Below are 16,097 nucleotides of genomic sequence, written 5' to 3'. Positions count from 1 at the left end.
GGACGAGCGGGTATTATCGAACAGATATTCGATAAGAACATGTGTTTGATGGGAGGACGCGTGGGGCACGAGCGTCACACCTATATCTGCATCGACCTCAAGACGTTTTATGCCAGCGTCGAGTGCGTCGACCGCGGGCTCAACCCGCTCACCACCAACCTGGTCGTTGCCGACGAATCGCGCGGGCGCACGACCATCTGCCTCGCCATCACACAGGCCATGAAGGACTTAGGGATTCACAATCGCTGCCGTCTGTTTGAGATTCCCGACGGCATCGACTACATCAAAGCCGTACCGCGCATGCAGCACTACATGGAAGTGTCGGCGCAAATCTACGGCATCTATCTGGAATACGTCAGCCCCCAGGACGTGCACGTCTACTCCATCGATGAGTGCTTTATCGACGTGACGCCCTATCTGGACCTCTATCACACAGATGCGGAAGGGCTCGCCTGCACGCTGCGCGACGAGGTCTTGGCGCGCACCGGCATCACGGCGACGGTCGGCATCGGCCCCAACCTATTCCAGGCCAAGGTAGCACTCGACGTCACCGCCAAGCACGTAGCCAGCCGCATTGGCGTACTCGACGACGAAACCTTTCGCAAAGAAATCTGGCCCCACCGCCCCATCACCGACATCTGGGGCATCGGCCCCGGCGTGGCGGCCCGTCTCGAGAAATACGGCGTCTACGACCTGATGGGCGTCGCCGCACTCGACGAAAACCTGCTCTACGACGAGCTCGGCGTCAACGCCGAATATCTCATCGACCACGCCTTCGGGCGCGAGCCAACGACCATCGCCGATATCCAAGCCTATCGCCCGCAGGCAACCTCAACCACCACAGGACAGGTGCTCTCGAAGGGCTATGCCTACGAGCAAGCCTACACCGTCTTACGCGAGATGGTCGACAACGCCGTGTTGGACTTAGTCGATAAGCACGTGGTCTGCGACAGCATCTCGCTCTTTGTGGGTTATGCGAGCGAGCGTGCCGACATACGCCGCCTCGACGCCAGCGGTACAGCGCAATATGTGGACGGATGCGGGCACCTGCGCTCGAGCACGTCGAGCGTCGAGCCCGCCGCAACCGCCGGCCCCGAGCTCGCACCCCGTGCGCCCAAACCCGTCCAACGCGATGACGAAAGGCGTCGCCTAGTGCGCGAAGCGCAAGCAATCGATGGCATCTTTGTGGGAGAGCATGGCGGCAAACCGCGTGGTGGCTATGCCGCACTCTTTGCGCACTCCAACGCCTCGCGAAAGCTGCCCGAGCGTACCAATTCGTTCAAGAAGATCATGGGCTATTTCGATGAGCTCTGGGCGCAGACTGTCGATCCCAAACGACCGGTCAAGCGCATCAACCTGGGCTTTAGCAATCTTGTGCCCGAGGAATTTGCCACCATCGATCTGTTCAGCGATATCGAGGCCGATGAGCGCGAGCGCGACCTGGCGCGCGCCGTCCTGGCCGTGAAAGGCAAGTACGGCAAGAACGCGCTCGTCAAGGGATTAAGCTTTACCGCCGGCGCCACCGCGCGCGAGCGCAACGATCAAGTTGGAGGACACCGTGCCTAAACCCAAACAACAGCCCATGCGCCCGCCGACCGCCTTCGAGCGCCTGGCGGACCCCGAGGGCAGACGCCGCGCAGCCGACCCCAACCTCACTGCCAACGGTGCCGTGCGCGCCAACCGCGCCGCACAGTTTATGCCCTTTGCCGCCCTCACGGGATACTACGAACTCGTGCGCAAGCAGGAAATCACCGTCGAGCAAAAACGTGAGCTCACGGAAGAAAAAGCCCTCGAGCTTTCGCAAAAGCTCGAGGGCCTCAAACGCGGCGACTTGGTGCGCGTCACCTATTACGATACGTACGGCTATCGTAGCCGCACGGGCATTCTCGACGAAGCGTTACCCGCATTCAAGCTGCTCAAACTCAGGGATATCGCCATCAACTTCGACGATATCCAGGACATTGAGCTACGCGGACGAGCCTAGCGACGAGAACGCTTGCGCAAGACGAGAGCAATGCCAAGCACTGCGGCAGCTGCAACCAGCAATCCCAAGACCAGCGTGAGGGTCGAGTCGCCAGCGCGAGGCAGCGAGCCGTCCTTCGGAGTCTTCTTAGCGGTCGTCGTGACGGTGGTCGTGGTGCTGCTCGACTGGTCGTTGCCACCCGTCTGGCTGCCGCCAGGCTGATCGCCGCCACCCGGCTGCGAAGGATCGGTGGGTTCCGTCGGATCCGGAGTACCGGGATCAACCGGATTCTCCGAATTCTCCTTGCGCTGGATCCAGACCTGGCAACCATAGAACGGGTTGGCGGTACCAAGGCACAGACCCTGGTTGGTCACCGCAAAGGTGCGCAGACCATGGTTATACGGATCGTTAAAGCCATTGGTCGTCAGCGTCGTAAAGTTCACGCCGTCCTCGGTCACATACATATCAAAGCCGCGCTCGGCATCGCGCAGGTAACACATGCACGTAAGGACACTCTGCAACTTCTTGAGGTTCTCCTCGCTCAGCAGCTTATCGAGCGCATCCTGAATATCGCTCGGCAGCTCGGTGCCATAGGCATCCTCGTACTGCTGCTTAAGGCTCTCATAGCTATCGAGCATGTCCTGATACTGGTCGGCAAAGGACTTGAAGTACGCGATCTCGCCATCGATCTTCTGGACATAAGCGGCGTCGTCCTCAAAGTCCTGGGACATCGTCGCGGCCTGATCGCAAAGACCGCCCGCGGCATCCTCCAGCGCATCGCTCAGATCGCCAAAGCCCTTAGCAACCTCGGTCTTCTCGTCATCGACATCGACGGCCTTGTTTGAATCATCAACCTCAGCAGCTTCGTTCGAATCATCGACCTCGACGGCCTCGTTTGAATCATCGTCCGCAAGCGTGTTCACGGGAACGATGGGGTCGTCAGGCGATTTCTTGTCGAGCAGGTGATCGAGCAGGTCCCTAAGGCGCTGAACCTGAGAGTCCCACTCCTCGGGCGTCATATCGATAATGTCGCCATTGGAGAACTGGCCGATCGGCTCAAGCAGGCTCGCGGTATCAAAGGTACCGATATACAGCTTGCCGTCGAACTTCTGCATGCGCCAAATGTACTGGTTCTCGTTTCGGCCAAAGCCCGAAGTCAGGCCGGAAATACCGCCCTCGGGGAACATGTCGGTGCGATCGCCAACGACGAGCTCCATGTTCTCGTCCTTGTCCATGCGATAGATGTTAACCGACTGCTCAAGATTGGCATTCACAAACGAGCAGTCAACGCCACCCATGCTGCCCTTGCCGCCCTCTTCGGTGTTGGATTTGTTGAACAGGATGCGCTCGAGGGCAATCTCCTCGTCGTTGTATTCACCGATATAGAGGTAGTCGTTGTAGACGATGAGGTTGGCAGCGCCAGAACGGGTACGGGCAGGATCGATGCCAAAGCAGTACTTTGCACCGTCCGTCTTCTGATCGCCGACAATGGGAGTCCACGAATAGCTGCCGTCGGCATTCTTGTCGCCACGGACCATGGCAAACGACTGCATGGAATTATCATCGGGAGCGTTCTCGGGCGTACCGGTGCAGATGGTCGCATAGAGATGGCCATTGTACGAGACCATATCCCAAATGGCGCCGCCGTAGATGCTGTCCTGATAGCGAATCGCCGGATAGCCAAACAGCGTCTCCGAGTTGGCAATCTCGGTGAAGCTGTCCTGGGCCTTCGAGGGGTCAGACGACGTCAGGATTGTCGACACAAAATTACCGTTCGCGTCTTTACCCACATTACTGATGACGAGCTGGCCATCATGGACGCACATGCCGCGGATACCGGTAGAAATGCCCTGCTTGTAGGCAGCACCGTAATCCTGCATGCTCGAAAGGCCCTGATAGACAACTTTGTACTCATCCGTCTTAGGATCGATCTCGTATACAGCAGGCAGGCCGCCTTTGCCGTCATTGGTCCTGACGCTGCCGCAGAAATAGAGCTTACCCTTATAGCTCACGGCATTGCGGAACAAAGGAGCGACGCCGTTGAGCGATTCAGAGAGTAGCAGCTTGGTCTCACCGGTCTTGGTATTGATCTTGACCAAGATGCCGCCGCTGTCCTTGTCGGCCGTGCCGTCCTCCTTCTGCTGTCCATAGAAGAAGGTACCGTTAAACATGGCCTCCAGCGTCAGGCGCATGGTTTCGACATCAAAGGAATCGCCCAGCGTGCTGTTCATGAGCGTCAGCGTGTTGCCCATCGCCGCATAGCAGGTGCCCACATAAAGCCAGTCACCATAGCTCGCAGCCGCCCAAGTGTAGCTCTGGCCGCGATCGCCTTCGTTGTTGGCCGTATTACCATCGGCGCCCGGAACGGCAACGGCACCGTTACCCTGGTAGTCGACGATGCCATCCGGCTGCGACGTTCCTACCGTAGGATGCGAGAGCTTCTCAAAGGAATACCCATTTCCCGCATTGTAGGTAACGGCACCCGATGCGTCTTCGGCGTGCGCCGGCAGCGGCGATACCAAGATAGCGGCAAGCGCTGCCACCAAGCCAAGTGTTCCCACTCGTCTCATAAGGTTATAGCCTCCCCTGTCCTAAAGCCCAGTTTTAGCATTCTTCATTTCTGTCCACGGTTAATTGCAATCTGAGCACAGCAATAATCAGTGTATAAATATACACCTGTAATTTTTTGGACGGGTTCATAGATGCTCGATTGGTAGCGAATTCCGCGCAAACCGTCACCAAACTCCACTTTTGCCGCATCTAAAGGTTATTTTTGCGCAAATTTTTGGATGCCGATAGTCACAATGGGCAGGAGGCTGGTACCCACCGGAGAGGGCAACGCCTACATTTTCATAACGTAATAGCCCGCACCCCTCACTGCCGTCTCGAGTGTGTCGCGATCAACCGGGCGCTTCGAGCGCACGCGTGCCGTGTGGTCCGCGTACGTTACCGTAGCCCACACGCCATCAAGCGCATTGAGGGCATTCGTCACATTCCGGGCGCAGCCGTCGCAACTCATGCCGCCGATAAGGAGTTCCTCACGATAGGGGTAGTGGGACTCGTCGGTGTCTGCCACCACAACCTTTTTGGCCTTCTTGCCGCTCGCACCATCGCTGCAGCAACTCTTCCCGTGTGTCGAAGCGGCAATGCGACGCAGTCCAAAAAACATGCCGACGGCAATGACGGTCAGCACGATGAGATTCGCAGGGTTGAGCAAGTCACTCATGCGTTCCCCTTTCAGTAGCACTATCTAGATACCCCCATGGGGTGTCCCCATCTTAACCCAAAATCATGTCCGTTCGGTCAATTAGTTTTCCTCTTCAAACTTTTTTGTTGACCATGGCTTACTTTCGTGTATAAGTTTTCCTAGGCTAACAGTTTAGATCCGTAAGGAGCGACGTGACTCGAACCATAGACATCCCAACGTTTCAGGCAGCAGTCGTGCGCAACTGCTCCCCCACGCTCGCGGGCATCAAGCCGGCATCGCTCTTTACCTATCCAGGCACCTACGCCCACGGGGACGGCTCGACCGCAACAGAAACCATCGCAGAACGCCGAGCACGCCTGCTCAACGTTATCGCCCAGTGCAACCGCGAGCTTGACCCGCTTGGCATCCACCTGAGTGTTTTGGTCTGGCGGCCCTGCGGAGCGCTCGTGTACGTGTACCGAGCCAAAAGCCTCACCACCTATTTCGCGGACCCTTGCGCCAAAACGGCGCTCGCCTCGGAAGGCTACGACACGAGAGACCTTTCGACATGCCTTGTGCATTTGGCATCACGCATCACGCTCGCGAGTAATAACGTCGCGGAATGCGCCTGTAGCCAGACTCGATGCGCACTACCCCAGCAAGCTAGCTGCAGCAACGACTGCACCTGCGAGTTTCCGCACGAAATAGGCTACTTCCTAGGATATCCCTACGACGACGTGCACGAGTTTATCGTCCAGCGCGGCGAGAACTATAAGGTCTTTGGGGCCTGGAAGGTCTACGCAAATGTCGAGCAGGCACTTGCGACGTTTGATGCCTACCGCGCCTGCACCCAATACTTCACCTTTGTCTATCAGCAGGGCTACAGCTTGGCGCAACTTGCCCAGGCAACCCGATAGAACATAGAAGCCGTGGCAACCTGCCGCACAACTGAAAGGACTCAACATGAGCAAGATCGCCGTCGTCTACTGGAGCGGCACGGGCAACACCGAGGCCATGGCAAACCTCGTTGCCGAAGGTGCAACCGATGCCGGCGCCGAGGCAGAGGTCATCTCCTGCGCCGACTTCTCCGCAGACAAGGCCGCTGGCTATGACGCTATCGCCTTCGGCTGCCCCGCCATGGGTTCCGAGGAGCTTGAATATGATGAGTTCCAGCCCATGTGGGATGAGGTCAAGGAGACCCTCGGCGACAAGAAGGTCGTCCTCTTTGGCTCTTATTCGTGGGCCGAGGGCGAATGGATGGACAACTGGAAGGCGGACGCCGACGAGGAGGGCGTCAACGTCGTCGATTCCGTCATCTGCTACGACGCCCCCGATGATGAGAGCGAAGCGGCCTGCCGCGCCCTTGGAGCCGAGCTCGCCTAGCGGCAATGAGCTCCGCCCGCAACGCGCATTGCAACAAAACACATTCGCGTCCCAACAAAAACGGGAGCCGGATCACATCCGGCTCCCGTTTTCTGCTATGTCAGTCATATAAAGCGGCTACGAGATATTGCCCAAGAACGCCTTGGTGCGCTCGCTCTTGGGGTGGTCGAAGACCTCGCTCGGCGTACCCTCTTCCACAATGACGCCGCCGTCCATAAAGACGACGCGGTCGGCGACATCGCGGGCAAAGCCCATCTCGTGCGTCACGACGATCATGGTCATACCGTCGTGCGCCAGGTCGCGCATGACGCCCAGAACGTCGCGCACGAGCTCAGGGTCGAGCGCCGACGTGGCCTCGTCAAAGAGCATCACGTGCGGGTTCATCGACAGGGCGCGGGCGATGGCCACGCGCTGCTGCTGGCCGCCCGAGAGCTGGCTCGGCATAAAGTCGATGCGCTCGGCCAGGCCGACCTTGGTCAGCTCCTCGACGGCGATCTTCTCGGCCTCTTCCTTGCTGCGCTTGAGCACCTTTTGCTGCGCAAGCATGACGTTCTTTTTGACCGACAGGTGCGGGAACAGGTTGAACTGCTGAAACACCATGCCCAGGTGCGTGCGCACTTTGTTGAGGTCGACGCCCTTGGCACACACATCCACGCCCTCGACGACAATCGAGCCGCTCGTGGGATGCTCCAGGCGATTGATGCAGCGAAGCATCGTCGACTTGCCCGAGCCTGAGGGGCCCAAGACCACAACGACCTCACCCTTGTGCACATCCAGATCGATATCGCGCAGGACCACGTTGTCCCCAAAGGCCTTCTGGAGGTTCTTGATGCTGACGACGACCTCGTTCGAGTTATTGGTTTCGCTCATGATAGGACCTCCTTACAGACCGGCGATGTGATCGGCGGGCGTCGCGACAACCTGTCCGGCGCTCTTGGCGGGACGCTTCTTCTTGGTCTCGGCCGTGCCCAAAAGCCTCGCCTCAAGACCGCTCACCAAGCGAGCGAGCGGCAGGGTGATGACCAGATAGAACAGGGCGGCAACCACGTACGGTGTAATGGAGCCCGTCGTGGCCACGATGGTACGGGCGTTCATGACGATCTCGACCACACCCACGGCGGCAAGCAGCGACGTATCCTTGTAAAGCAAGATAAACTCGCTGGTCAGCGTAGGCAAAACATTACGGAACGTCTGCGGAATCATGACATAGAGCAGCGTCTGGAACGCGTTCATGCCCAGCGAACGCGCAGCCTCGTTTTGGCCCTTGGGGATCGATTGAATACCGGCACGGAAGATCTCGCATAGGTACGCAGACGAGTTCATGGCCATGACGATAACGCCAAGCACGTAGTCATCAACCTTGACGCCGGCCAACGGCAGACCGAAGAACGCGATATAGATCTGCAGGAACGCCGGCGTACCGCGGATGATATTCACATAGATGCCGGCGAGGCAGCGCAGGATGCGCGACTTGGAGATGCGCATGAGCGACAAGGCAAAGCCAAAGGGAATTGCCAGCGGAAACGCCACAAGCACGATCGAGAGCGACATAAGGAAGCCCTTAAAGACGATCGGCAGGCTTTGGACCAAAATGACTGGGTTTAAGAACAGGCGCAGGAACATATTGGAGTTCCAGGCCTCGACCCACGGCTGCTCCTTAAGATCGGCCAGGAAGTTATCGAATGCCGTCACGCCCTTGATCTCCACCGACGGAATCTTGGAAATCTTCTTGGTCGAACCGTCGGCGAGCGTATAGGTGCCGCTAAAGGCCTCTTCGCCGCCCTCGACGGGAAACGTCACGCCGTAAACCTCGACACGGAAAAAGCCGCCGGCAGGCGCCGTCTCGCCAAAGTCAATCTTGAGCGTCTGGCCGTCAGCCTTGCACGTGGGCTTCATGGGCGTACGATCCATGAGGTCCTCGCCCGAGAGCATCGTCAATCGCGTGTCATCGATACCAAACGTTGTGCCGTCGACAAACGTCAGAGAAAGACCGCTCAGCTCCTCGTCGGCATCGGCCTGAACTTCCCAGGTAATGCGCGTCTCGGTGCCGCCGACCACAGCGCTGCCCGAACCGGTGTTGGGTCGGGCGGTAATCTTTGCGGTCTCAAGCGCCTGGGCGGTCGAAGGCGCGGCTGTCCCCGCGCACAACAAAGCGAGCGCCACAGCTAGGGCGCAGGCTAGTTTTTGGAGCATCGAGGGCAGCGGAAAACGCCGACCCATGGCCCCTTCGTTCAATCGAGACAAGGTGGCTCCTATCGTAGAAGTTGCCGGCAAAACGAGACGGAAACGCTCTCCGTCGAGAGAAGCGCAAAGGCCCTCTCCGCAAAACGGAAAGGGCCTACGCGCAATCAAGCATCTATTTACTTGATGTTGTACTTAGCCATGAGGGCGTCAACGGTACCGTCGTCAGTCAGGTCCTTGATGGCCTGGTTGATGTCGTCCTTGAGCTTGGTGTTGCCCTGGTTGATGGCGATGGCGTACTCCTCGCCGGTGCTGATCTGCTTGATGGTCTGGCAGGTGTTGAACTGCTCGGCGGTCAGCTGGCTGGCAACGGAGCGGTTGGTGACTACGGCGTCGCCCTTATCGGACTGCAGGGCGCTGAAGCACTCGGTGGCGTCCTTGTAGGGGACAATCTTGGCCTTGGGGAAGTTTTCCTGGGCAAAGGCCTCGGCGGTCGAGCCAGACTGGACGATGATGGTAGCGTCGGCGTTGTTGAGCTTCTCGCTGAAGTTGTCGGCCGTGATGTCGGTGTTATCGACCTTGGTCACGATAGCCTGATCGTCCATGTAGTAGGAATCGGAGAAAGTGACTTCCTTCTCACGCTCGGGCGTGTCGGTGATAGCCGCGATGGAGACGTCATATTTGGCGCCCGAAGCGACGCCCGGAACCAGCGTGTCAAAGTCATTGTTGACATACTCGACATCCAGGCCCAGCTTGTCGCCGATAGCCTTGATGAGCTCAAGGTCAAAGCCCTGATAATCGCCGTTGTCATCCTTGTACTCAAACGGAGCGTACTCGGCAGAGGTGCCGACGGTCAGCGTACCGTCCTTGACGAGCGCGTACTCCTTGGAACCGTCGACCTTCTCGACCTTAGCGTCGTCAGAGCTGCTGGAACTGGCATCAGAACCAGAGGTGGCGTTGGACGAGCCGCAGCCCGTCAGAGCGAGGGCGAGCGCCATAGCACCCGTGGCGGCAAATGCGCCAAGCTTCTTCAGCTTCATAATCAGTCTCCTTCCAAAGACCCCACGTGATTCAGGGGTCTGCAAAAACTGAGGGTTATTATGCACCCGCTTGGAAGAATCCGCAATTAGAAAACTGATTGAAACAAACCCATAACGTGAATGGAGCACTCCACTTTATGACAGTCATCACTGCTGCAATGACCTTAACAATTTGATTTCAGCCGCATAACCTGCAAGTTCGTTCGGTGTCTCCAAAATGAATGGCAATGCGCGCAAGCGGCCATTCGATACAATATTCTGCATAACCTGCATACCGCCGCCAAACTCTTCACTACCCAGGTAGCCCTTGCCGATACACTCGTGGCGATCCTTATGGGCGCCGCAGGGATTCTTGGAGTCATTGATATGCACGGCGCGCAGGCGTTCGATACCCACCACACGATCGAACTCGTCAAGCACACCGTCAAGATCGTGGACGATGTCATAGCCGGCGTCATTCACATGGCAGGTGTCCAGGCAAACGCCCAACTTGGCCGACAGCTCGGGGCGCTTGTCGGCAACGCCCTCGATGATGAGCGCCAGCTCCTCAAAGCTGCGGCCCACCTCGGTGCCCTTGCCGGCCATGGTCTCGAGCAGCACCGTCGTCTGCTGCCCCTCAAACATCACCTGGCACAGGGTGTCGACGATCATCTGAATGCCGGCGTCGGAGCCCTGCCCCACATGCGCACCGGGATGGAAGTTGTAGTAGTTGCCGGGCAGCGCCTCCATGCGCCGCAGGTCCTCTGCCATGGCCTCCAGGGCAAACTCGCGCGCCCGCTCTTTGGCTGAGCAGGGGTTATAGGTATACGGGGCATGAGCCACGAGTGGGCCAAAATCATTTTGCGCCATAAGCTCGCGCAGGGCGGCCACGTCATCCATGTCAAGATCTTTCGCCTTGCCGCCGCGCGGGTTGCGCGTAAAGAATGCAAAGGTATTGGCGCCAATTGACAACGCCGTCTCTCCCATCGCCCGATAGCCCTTCGTCGTGGATAGATGACACCCGATCGTCAGCATCCCCAGCTCCCCCTCATCAGTTGCGGTGAAATAGTTCCTGTCGATGCCTTATTCTGCCGCAAACAGGAACTATTCCACCGCAAGTTATAAAAAGGGGCATCAGAGATGCGGGGCACCAAGCACTACGGCTACGGGCGCCGGCGTCATGATCCCTCACGCGTCAGCGCCAGGTCCTAGAGGGCTAGACGGATTGCTTCGATAATACGCGCGCAGCGCTGTGTGGCGGCAAGGGGCATGACGGGACTCTCGAGTTTCCCCGCCCGGATGAGCTGGGTCGCATGCTGGATTTCGCCGTAGAAATCATCGACCTCAAACGGGGCATTTATTTCGAGCATTCGTCCGTCGGAGCACTTCACATGGGCGAGTTCGGGGCGATGAAGGCGCTCGATTTCCAACGAGCCCCGCTCGCAGGCAATCGTTAAGCGGCTTTCATATGCTGCTTTGCCGTCGACCACCATATGAATGGGTATACCGCCGACACTCATATGGATCTCATCGGCCCAATCCACGCGGCCGCCCGATACGTCACGCCAGCGAACTTCACGGGACGAAACCTCGCACGCGCCCGCGAGCAAATCCTCAAACCAACCGACCGCATAGCAGCCCATGTCATATAGACAGCCACCCTGCAACGGGTCGAGCAGATAACTCGAAGGAGGCTCACCATAATCGAGTTTTTGCACGCTTTCAATCGAGACAATACGGCCGAGCTCGCCCGACGCAAGCAAGACCTTCACGCGAGTATGCATCGGACAAAACCGATTTTTCATCGCCTCCATAAACGGCACACCGCACTCACGGGAAACGGAGGCGATCGCATGGGCCTCTTCTTCATTCAAAACGGCCGGCTTTTCGCACAGCACGGCCTTTCCCGCGCGCAGTGCCCGACAGACCCAATGCGCATGCATGCCATGTGGAAGAGCCAAGTAGATTGCGTCGACATCGGGGTCGGCAATCAGCGCATCATAAGCCGCATCGCCGCTATCGTCAGCCGTGGCATAACTGTGCGCGGCATCAATCGAAAACGCCCTGCAAAACTCCTCAACATGCGAAGGAGTGCGGCCGGCGGCAGCCACAAGCCGTGCCCCGTCCACCTCCTTGAGCGACGATGCAAATCGATGCGAAATGTGTCCAGCGCCCAAAACGCCCCAACGAACCTCACGCAAATCATCACATGAATCCCGATGGCCCACGACAGCCCCCTTCAGTTGCGGTGAAATAGTTCCTGTCGATGCCTTATTCTGCCGCAAACAGGAACTATTCCACCGCAAGTTATAAAAGGGTCATGAGGAGCGCGTTTTGCCGAAGGCCTTAAGCACCGCCGTCACGGGGCCAGGCTGAAAACGGCGGCGTACGTCGTCCAAGCGTCCGGGAATATCGATGTGCTGCGGACAGTGCCGCGCGCATTTGCCGCACTTGACGCAATTGCTCACCAACTTAGGCTCGCTTGTGCGCACCGCGCTCGCCGTAAAGTACTGCGATAGACCCGTAAACCAGCTATGCGCATAGCTTGCGTTGTAGGCGGCAAAACACCCAGGGATATTGATGCCTTTAGGACACGGCATGCAATAGCCACATCCCGTGCAGGGAACGCGATTCGATTTTTCAAACTCTCTCAGCACGCGCGCGATGGCATCGAGCTGAGTAGCTGTCATCGAATCCGGCAGGGCCCGATCGGCCAGCGCCGCGTTCTCATCCACCTGCGCGGTATCGGTCATACCCGAAAGCAGCATCGTCACCTGAGGATGGTTCCACACCCACGAAAGCCCCCAGGCGGCCGGAGTGCGCAAATGCGGGTCACGGGCGCCATCGAGCACAGCGCGTGCCCGCGGCGGAAGTTTGCCCGCTAGACGACCGCCCAGCAGTGGCTCCATCACAAACACCGCAAGACCGCGCTCCGCAGCCGCCATGAGTCCTGCCGTTCCCGCTTGGTAACGCTCGCCGGCATAGTTGTACTGGATCTGGCAAAAATCCCAGTCATATGCGTCAAGCACCGTCAGGAAATCCGCCGCGCTGCCGTGATACGAAAAACCAATCTGGCGAATGCGCCCCGCCGCCTTTTGACGCGCGATCCAGTCCTCGATGCCCAACGCCACCACACGTTCCCACTGGGCGGGCGAGGTAATGTTGTGCATGAGGTAATAGTCGATATGGTCGGTCCGCAGGCGGCGCAGTTGCTCGTCGAAGAACCGGTCGAAATCCTCCGCGCATTTGCACGAAGCATGCGGCAGCTTGGTCGCGAGCAAAACCTGGTCGCGTAGGCCTAGGCGCTCAAGCGAAGCGCCCACGCAAGCCTCGTTGCCGGGATAGAGATAGGCCGTGTCCAGGTAGTTAATCCCCTGCTCCACCGCACGGGAGATGATGGCGTCGGCTGTCTTCGCATCCGGGCGTCCCGGCGCACCGGGAAACCTCATGCAGCCCAGCCCCAACGCCGAGATACGGTTACCGCTTTTGGGGTCAACGCGATATTGCACGGCCCCTCCTCCCCCATCGAAGCCCTGATAAGGCGAAACAAACCTGTCACGTCATCGAAGCACATCGGAATCGCAATCGAGAACGTATCGTAACGCAGTAGAAATCAGGCCGTCACGGCACCGCTTTAACATCAGCAAAAAGCCCGACGAAAGGAGACGAGCGTGACCACACGAGAGGATGCCTGCCCCTACCCCGGCGAACAATACATTCTCTCGGTCGACCGTTACCAGACCGAGGTCATGGACCATCTGGACGAGCTTCCCGCCACAGGCGCCGTCATCTTCTGCACCTTCCCCAAGGTGCGCGATGGCGTTGGATATCCCGCACGCGTTTTTGCCATCTGCCCCGCGGCATAAGTTCCCATGCGTTTGTTCTTCTAAATTCAGCCTCCGGTGCACGCTACACGCCCCAGCGGCATACAATCCATCAGGCGCCCCGCACGCGGGCGCCTTTTTGTGAGGAGATGATCCACATGCAGATCAACAAGGTCGCCTTTATCGGCAAGGGCGGCGTCGGGCTACTCTACGGCAGCATGATCGCCCAGGCACTCGGCGACGATGCCGTCGAATACGTCATGGACGACGCCCGTTTCGAGCGTCACGCAGACGACGCCCTTACGGTCAACGGCGAGCCCTGCGCACTCAAGTCCGTGCGCGCCAGCGAGGCAACGCCCGCCGATCTGGTCATTCTCACGGTCAAGACGACGGGACTCGACCAGGCGCTCAAGACTATGGAACATATCGTGGGCCCCAATACGCTCATCGCCTCGCTGTGCAACGGCATTACGAGCGAGCAGAAGATTGCCGAGCGCTTTGGCTGGGAGCACACCGTCCTGGGCATCTGCCAAGGCATGGACGCCGTGTTCCTCAACGGAGAGCTCACCTTTACCAATGCGGGCGAAATTCGCTTTGGCGCGGCAGCGGGCACCGAGCCCGCAACCGTTACCACCATCGACGAGCTCTATACGCGCTGCGGCGTCGCCCATACCGTCGAGAGCGACATTGCGCACCGCATGTGGGCCAAACTCATGCTCAACGACGGCATCAACCAGACCTGCATGGCCTACGGCGGGACCTACGGAAGCGCCACGGAGCCGGGCTCCGAGCAGCGTCGCTGCTTTGTTTCCGCCATGCGCGAAACGCTTGCGGTCGCTAACGCCGAGGGCATTGAGCTGACCGAGGCAGACCTGACGCAAATGGTGCACCTCATCGAGGGAATCGACCCCGCCGGTATGCCCTCGATGGCTCAAGACCGCATCGCAAGGCGCAAAACCGAAGTCGAGGAGTTCGCGGGCACCATCTGCCGCCTCGCAGCCAAGCACGATATCCAAGTGCCGCAAAACGATTGGCTCTATCGGCGCATCCGCGATATCGAGAAAAGCTGGTAGCGCCAACGCACCGCATTCAACAGCCTTAACAGCAAAGCCGCCGCAAGGGAACCGTTCCCCCGCGGCGGCTTTCATCTTCGTCTATGACCGGCTGTCAATCTCACAACAGTTAGCGTTGCGATTCCGGAACCTCGTCCTCGTCATCGCGGCAAAGTAGCACGCCGGCGCTTCCCAGCAACGCCGCTGCAATCAAGGCGCCCACAATCACAGGAGCGGCGCCCGTAGCGGACTGCAAGCCGGCAGTTAACACCGCCGTCGGACCAAGGCATCCGATCAAAAGGGCAACGACGGCAATAGCGACATCTCGAGCGTTCATGGAACCACTTCCTCCACGAGAAAGACTTTGTTTCTCGTGACTTAGTGTGCCCCGCGCCCATATGCGCGGCGTACTGCCACGGTAAGCGCTCTGTTAGCTCAAGCATGCACAAAAAAACGGACGCCCTTACGTTGCCCAAAGGCTCGGTAAAGACGCCCGCCCGTCATGTCCTATTGGCTTATGGCAGATTACCAACCGGTATAGTAGTCGGTGGTTCCGGCTGCGCAGCCGGAGTCATAGACCTTGCACTCGCCCTTGGAACCGGTAAACGTGGAGCCCTGAGCCTTATCGCCCGCGGCCACGACGTAGTAACCATCGGAATCGCGCCAAAAGCCCTCGGAATCCTGAGTCCACTCGCCCGTGCGGTGATGGTAGAGCACGTTGCTGCTGTAATAGGTCTCACGACGACCGTTATAGTTATTGACGCCGCTCGAGCGCGTCAGGCCCGAGCCGTTCGCGTAATACGCAGCAGACGCGTAAGACGAGCCGGAGCCGGCGTTGTAATACGAAGCCTGAACGGCCTCAGCGGCCTCGGCTTCGGCAGCCGCAGCCTCGAGCGCCTCGCGCTTAGCATCCTCGAGCGCGGAGCGAAGCTCGTCGAGCTCGGCCGACTTCGCGTCGACCTCTTCCATCGTCAAAAGACTGCCCGCACCATCGATACAACCTTGCAGTACAGCGCGCTCGTCATCGGTGGCATAGTCACCGTACATGTTCATGATGATCTGGGCGCGGACCTCCAGGGAATCGCGCTTGGCCCCCATAGAGGCGTTCCACTCCTGCATGGAGCCAAAGCCGTCGCCGCGATAGTCGACGGGCTGCATCAGCGTCGCCTCGGACGGCGTGGATCCGACCGTATCGGATAGTGTTGCCGCGCGGGCATCAGTTGCGCCGGCGCCCGTCAAAAGTGCCACGGTCAGAGCGGCGGAAAGGGCGGCGGCTTTCGGTTTTCGTGAATCAATCCTCATGTAGCTGGAAACCTCCGTAGTGCGTTTTTGCTGCGTTTGAGCTGCGTGTGATTCGATCGCGCTGCATAGTACCCCGAGCAAATCGCGACCTGCGGTTTTTCTCAAAAGGCGCACGTCATTTGCGTAAAACTCACATCCTCTCAACAGGAGTTTTCCACATCTCGATTGCATAAAGCGTGCCAAAAA

At 58.7% G+C, this 16,097-nt stretch carries 16 protein-coding genes; 6 read left to right on the top strand and 10 right to left on the bottom strand.

Features of this window, described 5'->3' with window-relative positions:
- Nucleotides 1–39: 39 nt before the first annotated feature.
- Together GXM19_RS00615 and GXM19_RS00610 are read left to right on the top strand one after the other, a co-directional pair.
- Complete coding sequence (locus tag GXM19_RS00615) at nucleotides 40–1,566, top strand: Y-family DNA polymerase (RefSeq protein WP_370510495.1); 1,527 nt, start codon at nucleotides 40–42, stop codon at nucleotides 1,564–1,566.
- Nucleotides 1,559–1,984, top strand: a complete 426-nt coding sequence (locus tag GXM19_RS00610; RefSeq protein WP_227790077.1) for a hypothetical protein — start codon at nucleotides 1,559–1,561, stop codon at nucleotides 1,982–1,984. The genes GXM19_RS00615 and GXM19_RS00610 overlap by 8 nt, the downstream gene beginning before the upstream one ends.
- Here the strand turns inward: GXM19_RS00610 and GXM19_RS10970 are convergent.
- Both GXM19_RS10970 and GXM19_RS00600 read right to left on the bottom strand, forming a co-directional pair.
- On the bottom strand, nucleotides 1,981–4,533 hold the full coding sequence (locus tag GXM19_RS10970; protein ID WP_006234376.1) for a hypothetical protein: 2,553 nt from the start codon (nucleotides 4,531–4,533) through the stop codon (nucleotides 1,981–1,983). The two genes, GXM19_RS00610 and GXM19_RS10970, sit on opposite strands and share 4 nt — an antisense overlap.
- 272 nt (nucleotides 4,534–4,805) lie before the next feature.
- The gene (locus GXM19_RS00600; RefSeq protein ID WP_006234377.1) at nucleotides 4,806–5,189 is read right to left on the bottom strand and encodes a heavy-metal-associated domain-containing protein; all 384 of its coding nucleotides are present in this window, start codon (nucleotides 5,187–5,189) and stop codon (nucleotides 4,806–4,808) included.
- Between the two features lie 173 nt (nucleotides 5,190–5,362).
- Here GXM19_RS00600 and GXM19_RS00595 point away from each other — a divergent pair, with 173 nt between their 5' ends.
- Nucleotides 5,363–6,067: a DUF3793 family protein gene (locus GXM19_RS00595; RefSeq protein ID WP_006234378.1), complete on the top strand. Its 705-nt coding sequence runs from the start codon at nucleotides 5,363–5,365 to the stop codon at nucleotides 6,065–6,067.
- A 46-nt stretch (nucleotides 6,068–6,113) separates the two neighbouring features.
- Nucleotides 6,114–6,533: a flavodoxin gene (locus GXM19_RS00590; protein ID WP_006234379.1), complete on the top strand. Its 420-nt coding sequence runs from the start codon at nucleotides 6,114–6,116 to the stop codon at nucleotides 6,531–6,533.
- A gap of 117 nt (nucleotides 6,534–6,650) precedes the next feature.
- Here the strand turns inward: GXM19_RS00590 and GXM19_RS00585 are convergent, their stop codons facing one another.
- The 6 genes from GXM19_RS00585 to GXM19_RS00560 all read right to left on the bottom strand — a co-directional run bounded on the left by GXM19_RS00585 (nucleotide 6,651) and on the right by GXM19_RS00560 (nucleotide 13,242).
- Nucleotides 6,651–7,403 (bottom strand): amino acid ABC transporter ATP-binding protein, encoded by a 753-nt coding sequence (locus GXM19_RS00585; protein ID WP_006234381.1) that lies wholly within the window; start codon nucleotides 7,401–7,403, stop codon nucleotides 6,651–6,653.
- A 12-nt stretch (nucleotides 7,404–7,415) separates the two neighbouring features.
- Nucleotides 7,416–8,753, bottom strand: coding sequence for an ABC transporter permease subunit (locus tag GXM19_RS00580; protein ID WP_115596182.1), 1,338 nt, complete (start codon nucleotides 8,751–8,753; stop codon nucleotides 7,416–7,418).
- A 140-nt stretch (nucleotides 8,754–8,893) separates the two neighbouring features.
- Nucleotides 8,894–9,754, bottom strand: a complete 861-nt coding sequence (locus GXM19_RS00575; RefSeq protein ID WP_006234383.1) for an ABC transporter substrate-binding protein — start codon at nucleotides 9,752–9,754, stop codon at nucleotides 8,894–8,896.
- Between the two features lie 147 nt (nucleotides 9,755–9,901).
- Nucleotides 9,902–10,768: a deoxyribonuclease IV gene (locus tag GXM19_RS00570; protein WP_006234384.1), complete on the bottom strand. Its 867-nt coding sequence runs from the start codon at nucleotides 10,766–10,768 to the stop codon at nucleotides 9,902–9,904.
- 173 nt (nucleotides 10,769–10,941) lie between these two features.
- Nucleotides 10,942–11,961: a Gfo/Idh/MocA family protein gene (locus GXM19_RS00565; protein WP_239057663.1), complete on the bottom strand. Its 1,020-nt coding sequence runs from the start codon at nucleotides 11,959–11,961 to the stop codon at nucleotides 10,942–10,944.
- A 90-nt stretch (nucleotides 11,962–12,051) separates the two neighbouring features.
- Nucleotides 12,052–13,242: an aldo/keto reductase gene (locus tag GXM19_RS00560; RefSeq protein WP_040358398.1), complete on the bottom strand. Its 1,191-nt coding sequence runs from the start codon at nucleotides 13,240–13,242 to the stop codon at nucleotides 12,052–12,054.
- A 162-nt stretch (nucleotides 13,243–13,404) separates the two neighbouring features.
- Here GXM19_RS00560 and GXM19_RS00555 point away from each other — a divergent pair, with 162 nt between their 5' ends.
- Together GXM19_RS00555 and GXM19_RS00550 are read left to right on the top strand one after the other, a co-directional pair.
- On the top strand, nucleotides 13,405–13,599 hold the full coding sequence (locus tag GXM19_RS00555) for a cyclase family protein (protein ID WP_040358399.1): 195 nt from the start codon (nucleotides 13,405–13,407) through the stop codon (nucleotides 13,597–13,599).
- A gap of 116 nt (nucleotides 13,600–13,715) precedes the next feature.
- Complete coding sequence (locus GXM19_RS00550) at nucleotides 13,716–14,630, top strand: ketopantoate reductase family protein (protein ID WP_040358404.1); 915 nt, start codon at nucleotides 13,716–13,718, stop codon at nucleotides 14,628–14,630.
- A 109-nt stretch (nucleotides 14,631–14,739) separates the two neighbouring features.
- Here GXM19_RS00550 and GXM19_RS00545 read toward each other — a convergent pair whose 3' ends face one another.
- Entirely contained in the window at nucleotides 14,740–14,946 is a 207-nt protein-coding gene (locus tag GXM19_RS00545; protein ID WP_006234393.1) for a hypothetical protein, read from the bottom strand.
- A gap of 188 nt (nucleotides 14,947–15,134) precedes the next feature.
- On the bottom strand, nucleotides 15,135–15,911 hold the full coding sequence (locus GXM19_RS00540) for a hypothetical protein (protein WP_006234394.1): 777 nt from the start codon (nucleotides 15,909–15,911) through the stop codon (nucleotides 15,135–15,137).
- Between the last annotated feature and the right edge of the window lie 186 nt (nucleotides 15,912–16,097).

The sequence above is a fragment of the Collinsella aerofaciens ATCC 25986 genome, from assembly GCF_010509075.1.
GTDB lineage: Bacteria > Actinomycetota > Coriobacteriia > Coriobacteriales > Coriobacteriaceae > Collinsella > Collinsella aerofaciens.
Note: the sequence above shows the minus strand (reverse complement) of the source record. Positions and strands in the feature narration are given on the sequence as shown.

Coding starts and splice junctions, on each gene's coding strand:
- GXM19_RS00585 (WP_006234381.1), bottom strand. CDS start 7,403: ATGAGCGAAACCAATAACTCGAACGAGGTCGTCGTCAGCATCAAGAAC.
- GXM19_RS00615 (WP_370510495.1), top strand. CDS start 40: ATGTGTTTGATGGGAGGACGCGTGGGGCACGAGCGTCACACCTATATC.
- GXM19_RS00540 (WP_006234394.1), bottom strand. CDS start 15,911: ATGAGGATTGATTCACGAAAACCGAAAGCCGCCGCCCTTTCCGCCGCT.
- GXM19_RS00570 (WP_006234384.1), bottom strand. CDS start 10,768: ATGCTGACGATCGGGTGTCATCTATCCACGACGAAGGGCTATCGGGCG.
- GXM19_RS00600 (WP_006234377.1), bottom strand. CDS start 5,189: ATGAGTGACTTGCTCAACCCTGCGAATCTCATCGTGCTGACCGTCATT.
- GXM19_RS00545 (WP_006234393.1), bottom strand. CDS start 14,946: ATGAACGCTCGAGATGTCGCTATTGCCGTCGTTGCCCTTTTGATCGGA.
- GXM19_RS00550 (WP_040358404.1), top strand. CDS start 13,716: ATGCAGATCAACAAGGTCGCCTTTATCGGCAAGGGCGGCGTCGGGCTA.
- GXM19_RS00575 (WP_006234383.1), bottom strand. CDS start 9,754: ATGAAGCTGAAGAAGCTTGGCGCATTTGCCGCCACGGGTGCTATGGCG.
- GXM19_RS00590 (WP_006234379.1), top strand. CDS start 6,114: ATGAGCAAGATCGCCGTCGTCTACTGGAGCGGCACGGGCAACACCGAG.
- GXM19_RS00580 (WP_115596182.1), bottom strand. CDS start 8,753: ATGGGTCGGCGTTTTCCGCTGCCCTCGATGCTCCAAAAACTAGCCTGC.
- GXM19_RS10970 (WP_006234376.1), bottom strand. CDS start 4,533: ATGAGACGAGTGGGAACACTTGGCTTGGTGGCAGCGCTTGCCGCTATC.